This is a genomic window from Vibrio sp. HI00D65, assembly GCF_001635455.1.
In the GTDB taxonomy this organism is placed as follows: domain Bacteria; phylum Pseudomonadota; class Gammaproteobacteria; order Enterobacterales; family Vibrionaceae; genus Vibrio.
Map to the genome: position 1 here is coordinate 150167 of NZ_LWEH01000091.1, position 12799 is coordinate 162965.

Consider the following 12799-nt stretch of genomic DNA (forward strand, 5'->3'; position numbering starts at 1 on the left):
AGTGCAGCATTAAGGTGTGAAACACGCAATGACCAAGCCTCTGTATTGCACTTCAACACCGAAGTCACCACATACCAAAAAAACCACGCGTGCTGAATCACTACTAAATTGTTTGTTATGCGCACGTACCAAACGTTAGCCACCAACTTTTTTGTAAGCGACTACATGGGAAAGAAATAGTAACGAATACCTTTCGTTAAATCTTATCTTGTATTCATGTTCATCTTCAGATAGCTTTTCCCAACCCTCTCCAAAATAGTCGTTTATATCATTAACAGCTTCACTTTCTTCTTTTAAATGCTTTTTGTTCCACTGATAAGTACATGATAAAACTAACATTCCATTAAAAGAAGTTGCATCCATCAATGCGTTTACTAAAGTTTTAGGCGATTCACATTGATCCAGTACATTGAGGCAAACTGTTAAATCAAACTCTTTCTTAACCACACCACGCTCGAAAGGTGCTTCAATTAAAGTAAATGATACATGATCACACGCTTTTGCTATTGTTGAAGCATCAAAGTCCAAACACCCCAACTCTTTCAAGCTCTTGATATAAGGGAATTCACATTTAGTACCGTCAATTAGTATTTGTTTGAGGTTTGATAGCAAGCGGTGAGACGGCTCAACAACTGTGACAGAACTAATGCTTGGTATGTTAGTAATTAACTCGTAGCTATTTCGTCCCAAAGCTGCCCCTACCTCTAATGCGTCAATAGGCTCAATACTCTCAGCTTCGAGAGCATCAATAATAAACTTAGCTACGCGTTGCGTGTGTTTTGAGGAGATAAACGACTCCGGTACGTACTTAGATTTACTTTCGAATTGTTCAGACACTCCACTTAAGCGAAGTTTATCAAGCCATTGAACTTCATAGTATGCTGCCAATCCTTTTGGATCTATGTAAAAATCGTCCATTTATAATTCCTCCTATGAAGCTTCATTATTCAGTGAACATAACGCCCAATTAAGGGGTGAACAACGCCACCACTCGTACCTAAAGCATTGTGCCATATGCACTAAATTTGAAGTAGAAGCAAAAATGCCACGCGTTGTGCATCCATCTTCAATTTCTTGTTATCTACGTTTTACCGAGCGCACTGGTACCCAACCAATTTCACCCGTTGATCTCGAAACTCGATACCACTCATTGAGTTCGAATAGCACTGACAGTTTTTCGCCAATGACAGTATTAAGCTCAACATTGTCATAGTCTTCAAGCAAAATACCTTCAGAACTTCCTTCAATCTTCTCAACATATTGAACTGGAGCCCACCCCTGCTCCCCTTCTACACTGGTTATAAAGATCCAGTTGGGAAACTCGTCGTCAATTGTACCTAGAGTTACTTTGTCACCTTGCTTCAAATAAAACGGATTGGGATATTCTGAGACGTGTTTTTTAGTAGTAACAACTTCCATATTTTCTCCAAAGTACATAACAGCTATTAGACAGAAAAATTCTGCATTCAAATACAGAATTTTTCTGTCTAGTTTCATATGCATGGTACTCTAGCACAATTAATTTCATTATTTCAGTGACTTAAAACATAGATAGGTACATAGAATAATAAAATACAGAATATTTCCATATGTTATGAATCTAGCTAAACCCGCCTCGCACTGTATGTGTCCACAGCCCTCCGAGCTATGTTGAAAACACAAAAAAGCCTGCCATCTATGCGAACATAAATGGCAGGCTTTATACGTTAGTTAAGCTTTTGACTGGCTAGCTTACGCCGCTTCAAATGCGAGGGCTTTCTTTTCTACTTGGCGGAAGATAAGTGTTAAAATGCCGTTTACTGCTAGGTAGAATGCACCAGCGATACCGAACACAGTCAATGTGTCGTACGTTTGGCCGTTAATACGCTGAGCGTAGCCCATCAAATCCATAATAGTGATGGTACTTGCCAGTGATGTGCCTTTGAAGACTAGAATCACTTCGTTCGAGTAAGCTGGAACGGCGCGGCGTAACGCGTATGGCAGTAACACTTTAAGTGTTGCGATTTTATTCATACCTAGTGCACGACATGCTTCCCACTGCCCTGCTGGAATCGCGTTGAATGCACCTCTGAACAGTAGCGTACTGTATGCCGCCGTGTTCAAAGCCAATGCTAACATTGCACAGAACCAAGGTTGGCTAAGCCATGTCCACATGAAACTTTCACGAATCCAATCGAACTGACCTGGGCCGTAATACACCAAGAAGATCTGAACCAGTAATGGTGTACCAGTGAACAATGTAATAATGCCACGTGTTACCCAGTGAATCGCAGGTAATCTTAGGATCAGTGTTACCGTCATCAGTAGTGACAAGATACAACCAACAAGCAGTGACGCGCCTGTTAGTTGAAGGCTGGTTACTAAACCTTCAAGCATTTGAGAGAGGTATTGTTGATTCATGCCATTGCCCCTTTGTTACCCAAACCTTGAATAGAGAACTTACCATCAATCACTTTTACTGCTCTTTGCGTAATCAATGTGATGATTAGATAGATAGCTGCCGCCGTTGCGTACCAAGTAAATGCTTCGTGCGTTGCTGCTGATGTTAATTGCGCTTGTTTCAGTAGATCGGTTACGCCAATCAGAGAAACCAGTGCGGTGTCTTTTAATAGAACCAACCATTGGTTCGTTAAACCTGGCAGTGCGTGTCTTACCGCTTGTGGCAATATGATTCTGAAAAATGCGCGTGATTGTGGGATACCCAATGCACTTGCCGCTTCTCTCTGCCCTTTGCTTACTGCCTTCAATGCACCACGAATGGTTTGTGAAGCGTAAGAAGCGAAGATAAGTGACAACGCAACAACACCAGATAAGAACGGGCTAACTTCAATAAAGTCACCAGTGATCATGAAGAGCACTTGTGTTGAACCAAAGTAGATAAACAAAACGACCAAGATTTCTGGTAGACCACGTACGATTGTCACGAACGCGGTTGTCGGCCATTTGATTGCAATACGACGGGACATTTCACCGCCAGCAAACAATACCGCTAAAATTAATCCAACCAACAGGCTTACGAATGCAAGCTGAATAGTCATCCAGCTTGCCTCGACGAGCCCTAAAGAGTAACCCGTTAATTCCATAAATTACTTACCGAAGTACTTGTTGAAGATCTTGTCGTACTCGCCGTTTGCTTTAACGGCTGCAAGAGCTGTGTTAAGTTGCGCAACTAGCTCTGGGTTGCTCTTGTTTACTGCGATACCAAAACCATTACCAAAGTACTCTTGGTTTGTTACTTGGTCGCCAACGTACGTTAGGTTGTCTTCTTTCTTAAACCATTCAGCGACTACCGCTGTGTCACCGAATACTGAGTCGATACGACCGTTTTTCATGTCGATGAATGCATCTTGGTAGCTTGAGTAAGGAACAGCTGTCACACCAGGTAGCTGCTCAAGAAGGTAACTTTGGTGAGTAGAACCGTTTTGAACACCGATACGCTTGCCTTCTAGTGCTGCTTGGTCCGCAACTTTGCCTTCGATAGAGATGAATGCTGCAGAGTTATCGTAGTAAGCGTCAGAGAAGTTTACTTGTTGAAGACGTGCTTCCGTGATGTCCATTGCAGAGATAGCCGCATCGTAACGTTTGAATTTAAGAGCAGGGATCAGGCTATCAAATGCTTGGTTGTGGAAAGTACACGTCGCTTTCATCTCTTCACAAAGTGCATTTGCTAGATCAACGTCGAAACCTTGGATTTGGTTGTTCTCATCCATATATTCGAATGGTGCATAAGTCGCTTCCATTGCGAATTTGATTTCTTCTTTAGCTGCTGCATTGAGAGAAGCGAGACCGATAAGTGAAGCTAGTAGAATCTTTTTCATTTTGTTACTCCGAATACTGTGTAATGCGGCCTGTGGCCATTCTTATAATTTGATTGTTTTAATCGATGTTGTGTTTAGGTAAATCTTGTCAGTGACTTAGTGAGTCAACTTAGGTTTAATGAGCGACTTACTTAGTGAGTCAAATATTCAGCAAACTCTGGAGTCTGCGGATTAGTAAATGCCTCGCTGGTGCCGTGTTCCACGATGTACCCCTTTTCGAGGTAAAGAACGTGGCTTGCAATCTTCTTAGCGAAATCAACTTCGTGAGTCACTATCACCTGAGTAATTCCAGTACCGCTTAGCTCTCTAATGATGCTAACAATTTGGTTGGTGATCTCTGGATCAAGAGCCGCTGTTGGTTCATCAAACAGCAATACATCTGGCTTCATCATAAGAGCACGAGCAATGGCGACACGTTGTTGCTGACCACCTGATAGTTGTAACGGCCAAGCGTCTGCTTTGTCCGCAAGCTGTAAGGTTTTCAAAACCGTTTGCGCTTGTTTGATCGCTTCTTGCTTATCTAGGCCTGCAACCTTAGTTGGTGCTTCAATCAAGTTATCCATTACCGTCATGTGTGGCCATAAGTTGTATTGTTGGAAAACCATGCCGACTCTACGACGTAGCTTTAGCCCCTGCTTCTCTTGGATCTGGCTTGAGAAATCAAATTGCTCGTTAGCAATATTCAGTTCGCCATCGTCTGCGATTTCTAGCAGGTTCAAAACACGCAGTAGTGAACTCTTACCAGCACCGCTTGGGCCAAGCAGTACCAAGGTTTCGCCACTCTCACAGTTAAAACTGATGTCGTGAAGAACTTGGATATCGCCGTATGATTTGTTGATGCTCTTTACTTGAATACTCATGCCAAATTACTGCATTAATTGTCATTTGCCGGTTATTCTATTTAAATTGGGCTTTTATGCAAGAAAAATGTATAAAAAATTATTTTGTTGAATTTTTGTAACAAATATTGCACAAAAAACAGTTTCATTAACTGATCTTATCTCTCTTTAACCCAAGCTGTTGTAAACTCTAATATGACACCAAAAAGCAAACGTTTTTATAAATCCAAACTCACTTGGTCAGCAAAGATAGTAGGTTCTTAATGGCAGCTCTATTCCTGCATAAAACTCAGGTATAACCACTCGATTTCAGCCCTGACAGCAGCGAACATAAGTGCTTAATTTTCCTTTTATTTAGCTTTCGTCGCGTACAACGAATGCACACGAATTAATGAAAATTGAGTTTCCTAAGAAGCGTGACGCTCCAATAAATGTTTTAATGGCCTCTATTCTCAATAACTAGCACTTGCCAGCGTACAAGACGTATTACAAGTAACCAGTCATCTATTCTTAAAAGCGACAAACACTAAGGCAATCATATGCAAAACGATGTCTCTTCTACGCTTGAGTCAACTCAGCGACAGACTCAACAGAATCCAGAATCAAAACCAGAAAAGAAAAGCCTCAGCATTTTGCTTGAGCTGATTAAATTTATTGAGCCGTATAAAGGTCGTGTGATCGCAGCTTTGATTGCTTTGATCTTCACAGCGAGCTTAACCCTTTCAGTGGGACACGGTATTCGCCTTCTCATTGACCAGGGTTTTAGCCAACAATCGTTGTCTGATTTAGGTAGCGCAATCCAATTCATCATGGTCGTTGTGGTATTGATCTCTATTGGTACCTTCTTTCGCTTCTACTTAGTCTCTTCAGTTGGTGAGCGTGTAAGTGCGGATATTCGCCTATCCGTCTTCAATCACGTTCTGACATTGCATCCGAGTTACTTTGAAACCAATGGCAGTGGCGACATCATGTCGCGCATCACCACAGACACAACGCTACTTCAAAGTATCATTGGTTCATCATTCTCGATGGCGATGCGCAGCGCGCTGATGTGCCTTGGTGCAATCATTATGTTGTTTGCGACCAACATTAAACTCACGCTTATAGTGCTGGCATCGGTGCCGTTTATCTTGATTCCCATTTTGGTTTACGGGCGACGTGTAAGAGCGTTATCACGTAAAAGCCAAGATTCGATGTCGGATGTTGGCTCTTATGCGGGAGAAGCGATTGAGCACATCAAAACCGTGCAGAGCTACAGCCGAGAAGCCCAAGAGAAAGCGTCGTTCGCACTTGAAGTAGAAAAGGCATATGAAATTGGTCGTCAACGCGTAAAACAGCGCGCTATTCTGATCTCTGGGGTGATTGTTATCGTGTTCAGTGCGATTGCAGGCATGCTTTGGGTGGGTGGTACTGATGTTATCAACGGTACCATGTCCGCCGGCGATCTGGCTGCATTTGTCTTCTACGCGATTATGGTCGCCTCGTCTCTAGGTACAATTTCTGAAGTGATGGGCGAACTGCAACGCGCGGCAGGGGCTACCGAGCGTTTAATTGAGATTCTGCAAGTGAAAAGCCACATCGTTGCCCCTGTCGATAATCCAACATCGATCGATAACCTAACACCTGAAATCGCTTTTGATGATGTGACCTTCTGTTACCCGTCTAGACCGGATCAACCAGCAACAAGCAACCTGTCGTTAACCGCGCACGAGGGTAAAGTATTGGCGTTAGTTGGCCCATCCGGTGCTGGTAAAACCACCCTATTTGAATTGCTGCAACGTTTCTACGACCCTCAAATGGGTAAAGTGACGCTAGGTGGCGTGGAACTCAATCAGTTTGACCCGAACGAACTAAGAAAGCAGATGGCGCTTGTTCCTCAACAACCCGCTCTGTTCAGTAACGATGTGTTCCATAACATTCGCTATGGCAACCCAGAAGCGACCGATGAACAAGTGATTGAAGCGGCGAAAAAAGCACACGCACATGAGTTCATTCAGAACCTACCTGATGGTTATCATAGTTTCCTTGGGGAACGAGGCGTAAGGCTGTCTGGGGGTCAACGTCAGCGTATTGCTATCGCGCGTGCAATCTTGAAAGATCCAAACATCTTATTACTGGATGAAGCAACTAGCGCCCTAGACAGCGAAAGTGAGCATCATGTTCAGCAAGCATTGGAAGAATTAATGCGCGGCAGAACGACGATCATCATCGCCCACCGTTTATCGACAATCAAACACGCAGACCAAATTGCAGTACTCGATCAAGGACAGCTTGTAGACATCGGCAACCACCAGTCGCTCATCAATAGCTGTGAACTATACCAACGCTTGGTTGAACTCCAATTCAAACACCTGAGTGACGAGCCTGCTAGTAGCTAACAGCCAAGTCTCTGACAACGTGTGATTTCTAGCTTCAAAAACTTAAATCACACGTGTTGCAGTTTTGTTAAATAAGCGGTAGGGTTTTTACTGCAATGAAGGATAAATAACAATAAGAGAGTTCGCATGGAAGCATTATTATCTGACTACCCGGTGGTAACAGAAATCCCAGTCGCTTGGGGAGAAATGGACGCACTCAATCACGTCAACAACGCTGTGTATTTTCGCTACTTTGAAACCGCTCGCCTAGATTTCTTTAAACACGTCGAGCTGATGGAAGAGATGGCAATCACCAAAGTTGGCCCTGTTCTTGGCGACACTTATTGTAAATATTTCCGACCTGTCACCTACCCTGATACTTTGATGGTGGGTTCACGAGTCACCGACATTCAAGATGACCGCTTTACCATGGAATACGCGATCGTCAGTAAAGCACAGCAAAAGCTGACAACTGTAGGTACAGCAACTATCGTGATGTTTGACTTTGCATCGAACCAAAAAGCGCTGCTGTCACTGCGTTTGACCAATGAAATTGAACGCATGAACACGCTTAAAAGCCCATGCTTCAAACAAGAAGCAGCACAGGAATAAATGGTTCGTTAATTCAATACAAACTAGAAACCTCAGACGTCAAAAAAGCCACTCGATTGAGTGGCTTTTTGTTTAGTCTTTTGACCTTATAAGCTTGGGCTATAGATATTGAGGGCTATAAACCTTCCCCCCTATAAGCCGTGAACCATCAAGCCCCTAGACCCTATAGACCTTGGACGTATTGAGCATTAGTACGGATCTCGACAAGTTGCTCTAGGTTTTGCTGTGAGCCTTCAACGCCGTTGATTAAACCTTCGAAGTGCTTGATCAGCTCTACCTTGTCTTGAACTTCTTTTGAACCCGCGCCGATGTTGGTTAGGTCAATGAAGAATTCGTCAAACAGGCCAGAGAAATCCGTTACAGCGTCATGGTTTAGGAACTGCTCGTGGTTGTAAATGCTTGGGTAGCCACCCTTCTGCTTATCAACCGCGAACGAGATACCTTTCACGTTAGTAATAGTAGTTGCTTTCTCACACTTCAACATACAACCCGCTTCGATGCTTGGTTTGTTACAGCCTACTGTTCTTTGGAAGAAACATTGTCGGCTCGTCATCATCAAGATTGGGTGGTAAATGCTGTAGAACAGTTTGAAGTTCTCTGGACGGCGAATATGACGAATCTGACCTTTGTTGATCTCGTTTGAAATGAACGCGCCCGCACAGTTTAGTTCTTCTTTAAGCGTCAATAATGCGTGAGAGTTTGTCGTGTTCATGAATGGACCAGCAACCCACTCGATTCCCATCTCGTAAGCCTTGTATGCGATACCCGTGTTGTTAGTCACGATGCGAGCTGGCTTAACGACTTCAAGAATACGAACGGCTTCGTCGTAGTCCTTACCGATCAATACTGCAGGGAACCACGGAATCAAACGTGGGTTTGCCGCTAAGATATCAATGTACTTGTTACAACGCTTCTTAAAGCTTTCTGGGAGCTTGAAGTAAACGTCCGCGTCCGTCACATCACATAGGTGCAAGTCCGCAACGTTAGCGATAAGCATCGACATAGTCGGCTTCTCGTTGACTTTAGGGTGCTGTGGCAGTGCTGGCACTTCAACGTGCTTAATCACTTCAACAGAGCCGTTCAGAATGAAGTCAATTTCGTCTTTAATGTCAGAAATTTCTTTCAACGGAATCACTAGCCCAGAGTCCAATTCGCTGAAGTCTTGGCTCTCTAGTGTGTGAACCGCACTCTTCACGTTTTTGAATCGCTTCTCAAGTAGCTCTTGAGTAATCGCTTTCTCATCTGTAGCAGTAAGCTGCGACTTAGATTGCAGGGTGAAGTTCTCTTTTTCTGTCTTCACTGTCACCGTAAATGGCTGACCTGGTTTTGCGCTGAAAGACATAGCAACTGGCGTCTTGCGGATATCAAGGAACTTAATCTTGTCACGCATTTCGTCGCCAAGTACATCTTTCGCTTCATGCAACTGTACTGTCGCTTCTTGAATCTGAACCACTGAGATTTCGTTGTTCTTCTCTTTCGCCTGTTCAACCGCATAGTTAATGCTGTTATCACGAGGGTTATCGATGAACATGTCTTTCGTTAAGTTGCCCTTAAGGAAAGAGTTCGTGAATTCACGGTTGAATACTTTGTGTAGGTTAGAATCGTCTTCAAGCAACAAACCCTCTTGTACAAAGCTATCGATCTGCTTGCGCCACGTATCTACCACGGTGTAAACGTAGTGTGCGCCTTTAATACGGCCTTCGACTTTTAGCGAGTCTACCTTTGCGTCTACCAGTTCAGGCAAATCGTAATAGGCAGAGTTATCTTTTAGGTTCAGTGGGAAACGGTTACCCGCATTGGTGATTTCATATTCATCACGACATGCTTGGCTACAACGGCCGCGGTTACCTGAGTTACCCACACTTACTGAGCTTGAGTAACATTGACCCGAAAACGCGATACACAATGCGCCATGTACGAACACCTCTGTCAGTACATCATGGTCGTGTGCAACTTCAGTTAGCATTTTAATTTCAGGCAGATTCAACTCACGCGACAAGTTAACGCGCGATGCGCCAATCTTAGATAGGAACTTAATCTGACCTTCGTTATGCGTGGTTAGCTGAGTTGAAGCGTGAACATCTAACGATGGGAAGTGCTTCTTCACTAGGTTAAACAAGCCCAAATCTTGGACAATGATGCCGTCTACCTTGGTGTTCACCAGCTGGTTTAATAGCTTAGTGATGCTCTTTGTTTCATGCTCCAGCAGCACAACGTTAAGCGTTAGAAAGATCTCACAACCGTATTCATGAGCAAGGCGGATTACCCCGTTCAACTCATCTAACGACAGGTTAGAAGCTCTGTTACGAGCGTTGAAGGTATCTAAACCGCAATAAACTGCATTTGCTCCGGCTACGATGGCTGCTTTGATCGCTTCTACATCGCCACCAGGGGCTAATAACTCAATTTTTCTGCTCATTTTTGAAGTCGCTCACTTACTTATAATTTTTAAGCCGCGTATTCTACCCACATCACGATCTGTTTACCACTGTACAACACTTTTCAAACTCAATGACCTCAACAATGCCTAATCCTTCAGCTTTACCTATCCTGTACTCTCTGCGTCGCTGTCCTTATGCGATGCGTGGGAGAATGGTCATCGCCTTATCTAAACAACAAGTACTACTCAGAGAAATCGTCACCAAAGACAAGCCTAGTGAACTATTGGCCAGTTCGCCAAAAGGTACGGTTCCAGTATTAGTGTTATCCGATGGAAAAGTTATTGAGCAGAGCTTAGATATGATGATGTGGGCGCTTCAACAGAACGATCCTCAAGATCTTCTTCGTTCGAGTAACCCTTCACTCAGTGAGCAAATCGACCAGCTCATTCAACGTAATGACAATGAGTTTATTGGCCACTTAGAAAAATATCGCGCTTCTGTTCGCTATCGCAATGACGACATCGAGCAGCGCAGAAATTTGTGCGAAGCCTTTATCAGCGAGCTTGATGCTAAGCTCGCCAACCATGACTATTTGTTTGGAGATTCCCCTAGCCTAGCGGACTTTGCCGTGATGCCATTCGTCAGCCAGTTTGTAAGAGTAGAAAAGAAATGGTTTGTGCAGTCTGAATACCAGAATGTTGGGCGTTGGTTACGGTCACACCTCGAAAGTAAACTCTATACGCAAGTAATGAAACGCTACCCATTATGGAAAGACACCAAGCAGGATTGTCTTTTTGGCTAGGACCAAACCACAAAAAAAACCGCTCATTCCGAGCGGCTTTTTAATGCCACTAATTTTTACACAATGCACCTACGCTCAAAGATTATTGAATCGCAATTGCAATCTCAACTTCAGTTTCGCCTTTGTACAGTTCAAAGTCTGTTGTGTACGTTCGTGTATGTGGGCAATCTGGCGCGTTAAAATACGCCCATACTTCTCCCCACAAATCGATCACCGCTTGTGGCAACTCGCCTTGTGCCGAGAACGTTAGATACTTACCCGCCTCGATATTGGTTTCAACTAGATCATCCATAGTGTTATCAGTGAGCGCATTGGTACATGCAATCACATCAAAATCACCCGTAAAATCTGATTCGTAGTTGGTGTAAACGCCGTATACCTTTGAATCCGGAGTCAACTTTGGAAAAGCTTGTTCATAAAAGCCTTGCCACAATTCGCCAATTTTTGCATTCGCTGGGTCAACCTCGTCGGTATTGTTAGTTCTTACCGCGAAGCCATACGCCTTTATTGTTTCTAATATTTGTTCTTTCACGCTTCTATTTCCTGAGCTATTTTATTGCGTTAACTGTTAAATAAGCTCGATTCTAGTCTTGGATCTCTTTATGTCCGCACTTTTCACAAACAACATGGCGAGAAAATTCATCCATGGCAGCGACAAAACCGCCAAGAAACCAGCCTTTGACCAGACCGGAGATAAACTCCAGCCGTTTTTGGTTTGGTTTGCCCTTAAATTCACTTTCCTTTCTCACCAAAACAACAACGTGTTGCGTACGCTCACGGCAAGATGTGCAGTAGCTTTGTTCTATTGAATTATTCATATGTCACCCTATGACGTTTTGAAAGAGGTTTGCTTAAAATGAGGGCTTTCAAACATACTTGTAATTCGATAATTCTTGCCAACATAACGAGTCGTTCTTGGTTACGTGGAGTATCTTCGAGATATTAACCAGAGTGCAACGTGGGTTTAACTGGGACCCGTGCACATACACAATCTCAATATAGACGCAATCACCGCAACTAATCATAACACTTCCAACTCATACATTACGCTAATGCGAAATGATGTGTGATGCAAGTAACTTATGACCATTCACTTATGTAAGTCACGTTAATCTTATTTGGTTTGTACCTTGATCGATCTGGAAGCTTGTTATCTACGCACAAGACATTATGTGGGGCTAATATTAGAGATGATGTCCTTATTGAGCGAAGAAGATACCGCACTCTACTTTCAAGTCTGAGCCGGTATCTTTGCTAAATCGCGATTCAATTTACCAAGCTGAAGATATTAAGCAAAGGTCTTCCAATACTGGTACAAGCCATCGATATCAGAAGAGCACATCAAGGACATTGCACCTTTGATTTGCTCTTCATTCCATTCCCACCATTTCATTTCTAGCAACTGCGCAATTTCAGTCTCACTAAAACGATAGCGGATATGACGAACTGGATTAGAACCGACAATTGAGTATGGCTCAACGTCTTTGGTTACGACTGCACGGCTGGCGATAATGGCACCGTCGCCAACCTTTACGCCACTCATGATCATCGCCTCTGTGCCAATCCAGACATCATTACCAATCACAGTGTCTCCAGAACGTTCAAAGCCGTCGATTGCCCCTTCAAATTTTTCGTCATCTTGATAAAAAAATGGGAATGTACTCACCCACTGGTTTTGGTGACCTTGATTGCCTGCCATCATAAACACTGCACCAGAACCAATCGAGCAGTAGCTACCGATGATCAACTTGTCGATATCCGTTCGGTCAGGAAGCAGGTAGCGAGCACAATCATCAAAACTATGGTTGTGATAGTAGCCGGAGTAGTAACTGTGCTCACCCACAATGATATTTGGGTTGGTTATTTGTTCTTTAAGTGATTTACCCACGAATGGGCTTTCAAAATAGTTATTCATATTTGTACTCTTAGTTTCGTTCTTTTAGTTTGGTACTATTTATTGCGGTCATGATTCTAACTAATTTCTATTTTT

Annotated in this window: 13 protein-coding genes; 3 read left to right on the plus strand and 10 right to left on the minus strand. The window is 43.4% G+C overall.

What is annotated here, in order from left to right:
- Positions 1–135: 135 nt before the first annotated feature.
- The 6 genes from A3712_RS09330 to artP all read right to left on the minus strand — a co-directional run bounded on the left by A3712_RS09330 (position 136) and on the right by artP (position 4678).
- Positions 136–918 carry an SAM-dependent methyltransferase gene (locus A3712_RS09330; RefSeq protein ID WP_063523209.1) on the minus strand — a complete coding sequence of 261 codons (783 nt, stop codon included), beginning with the start codon at positions 916–918 and terminating at the stop codon, positions 136–138.
- A gap of 159 nt (positions 919–1077) precedes the next feature.
- The gene (locus A3712_RS09335) at positions 1078–1419 is read right to left on the minus strand and encodes an SH3 domain-containing protein (RefSeq protein WP_063523297.1); all 342 of its coding nucleotides are present in this window, start codon (positions 1417–1419) and stop codon (positions 1078–1080) included.
- 312 nt (positions 1420–1731) lie between these two features.
- A complete protein-coding gene (artM, locus tag A3712_RS09340; RefSeq protein ID WP_063523210.1) occupies positions 1732–2400 on the minus strand; it encodes an arginine ABC transporter permease ArtM in 669 nt (222 codons plus the stop codon).
- The gene (artQ, locus tag A3712_RS09345) at positions 2397–3083 is read right to left on the minus strand and encodes an arginine ABC transporter permease ArtQ (RefSeq protein WP_063523211.1); all 687 of its coding nucleotides are present in this window, start codon (positions 3081–3083) and stop codon (positions 2397–2399) included. The genes artM and artQ overlap by 4 nt, the downstream gene beginning before the upstream one ends.
- 3 nt (positions 3084–3086) lie before the next feature.
- Positions 3087–3818, minus strand: a complete 732-nt coding sequence (locus tag A3712_RS09350) for an arginine ABC transporter substrate-binding protein (protein ID WP_063523212.1) — start codon at positions 3816–3818, stop codon at positions 3087–3089.
- Positions 3819–3949: 131 nt separating this feature from the next.
- Positions 3950–4678 carry an arginine ABC transporter ATP-binding protein ArtP gene (gene artP / locus A3712_RS09355; protein ID WP_063523213.1) on the minus strand — a complete coding sequence of 243 codons (729 nt, stop codon included), beginning with the start codon at positions 4676–4678 and terminating at the stop codon, positions 3950–3952.
- A gap of 518 nt (positions 4679–5196) precedes the next feature.
- Here artP and A3712_RS09360 point away from each other — a divergent pair.
- Together A3712_RS09360 and A3712_RS09365 are read left to right on the plus strand one after the other, a co-directional pair.
- On the plus strand, positions 5197–7035 hold the full coding sequence (locus A3712_RS09360) for an ABC transporter ATP-binding protein/permease (RefSeq protein WP_063523214.1): 1839 nt from the start codon (positions 5197–5199) through the stop codon (positions 7033–7035).
- Between the two features lie 126 nt (positions 7036–7161).
- Complete coding sequence (locus tag A3712_RS09365) at positions 7162–7626, plus strand: acyl-CoA thioesterase (RefSeq protein WP_063523215.1); 465 nt, start codon at positions 7162–7164, stop codon at positions 7624–7626.
- Positions 7627–7789: 163 nt separating this feature from the next.
- Here the strand turns inward: A3712_RS09365 and A3712_RS09370 are convergent, their stop codons facing one another.
- Positions 7790–10045, minus strand: a complete 2256-nt coding sequence (locus A3712_RS09370; protein WP_063523216.1) for a peptidase U32 family protein — start codon at positions 10043–10045, stop codon at positions 7790–7792.
- 104 nt (positions 10046–10149) lie between these two features.
- Between A3712_RS09370 and A3712_RS09375 the strand changes: the two genes are divergently transcribed.
- Complete coding sequence (locus A3712_RS09375; protein ID WP_082856211.1) at positions 10150–10809, plus strand: glutathione S-transferase; 660 nt, start codon at positions 10150–10152, stop codon at positions 10807–10809.
- 82 nt (positions 10810–10891) lie between these two features.
- Here the strand turns inward: A3712_RS09375 and A3712_RS09380 are convergent, their stop codons facing one another.
- The 3 genes from A3712_RS09380 to catB form a co-directional block, all read right to left on the minus strand.
- Positions 10892–11341: a GyrI-like domain-containing protein gene (locus tag A3712_RS09380; RefSeq protein ID WP_063523218.1), complete on the minus strand. Its 450-nt coding sequence runs from the start codon at positions 11339–11341 to the stop codon at positions 10892–10894.
- A gap of 52 nt (positions 11342–11393) precedes the next feature.
- Positions 11394–11627 carry a hypothetical protein gene (locus A3712_RS26665; protein WP_082856212.1) on the minus strand — a complete coding sequence of 78 codons (234 nt, stop codon included), beginning with the start codon at positions 11625–11627 and terminating at the stop codon, positions 11394–11396.
- A 470-nt stretch (positions 11628–12097) separates the two neighbouring features.
- Positions 12098–12724 (minus strand): type B chloramphenicol O-acetyltransferase, encoded by a 627-nt coding sequence (catB, locus tag A3712_RS09390; protein ID WP_063523220.1) that lies wholly within the window; start codon positions 12722–12724, stop codon positions 12098–12100.
- Positions 12725–12799: the final 75 nt, after the last annotated feature.

Excerpts from the sequence above, each read along its gene's own strand:
- A3712_RS26665 (WP_082856212.1), bottom strand. The coding sequence starts at position 11,627 with ATGAATAATTCAATAGAACAAAGCTACTGCACATCTTGCCGTGAGCGT.
- A3712_RS09350 (WP_063523212.1), bottom strand. The coding sequence starts at position 3,818 with ATGAAAAAGATTCTACTAGCTTCACTTATCGGTCTCGCTTCTCTCAAT.
- A3712_RS09360 (WP_063523214.1), top strand. The coding sequence starts at position 5,197 with ATGCAAAACGATGTCTCTTCTACGCTTGAGTCAACTCAGCGACAGACT.
- A3712_RS09330 (WP_063523209.1), bottom strand. The coding sequence starts at position 918 with ATGGACGATTTTTACATAGATCCAAAAGGATTGGCAGCATACTATGAA.
- A3712_RS09370 (WP_063523216.1), bottom strand. The coding sequence starts at position 10,045 with ATGAGCAGAAAAATTGAGTTATTAGCCCCTGGTGGCGATGTAGAAGCG.
- catB (WP_063523220.1), bottom strand. The coding sequence starts at position 12,724 with ATGAATAACTATTTTGAAAGCCCATTCGTGGGTAAATCACTTAAAGAA.
- A3712_RS09365 (WP_063523215.1), top strand. The coding sequence starts at position 7,162 with ATGGAAGCATTATTATCTGACTACCCGGTGGTAACAGAAATCCCAGTC.
- artP (WP_063523213.1), bottom strand. The coding sequence starts at position 4,678 with ATGAGTATTCAAGTAAAGAGCATCAACAAATCATACGGCGATATCCAA.
- A3712_RS09375 (WP_082856211.1), top strand. The coding sequence starts at position 10,150 with ATGCCTAATCCTTCAGCTTTACCTATCCTGTACTCTCTGCGTCGCTGT.
- artQ (WP_063523211.1), bottom strand. The coding sequence starts at position 3,083 with ATGGAATTAACGGGTTACTCTTTAGGGCTCGTCGAGGCAAGCTGGATG.
- A3712_RS09335 (WP_063523297.1), bottom strand. The coding sequence starts at position 1,419 with ATGGAAGTTGTTACTACTAAAAAACACGTCTCAGAATATCCCAATCCG.
- artM (WP_063523210.1), bottom strand. The coding sequence starts at position 2,400 with ATGAATCAACAATACCTCTCTCAAATGCTTGAAGGTTTAGTAACCAGC.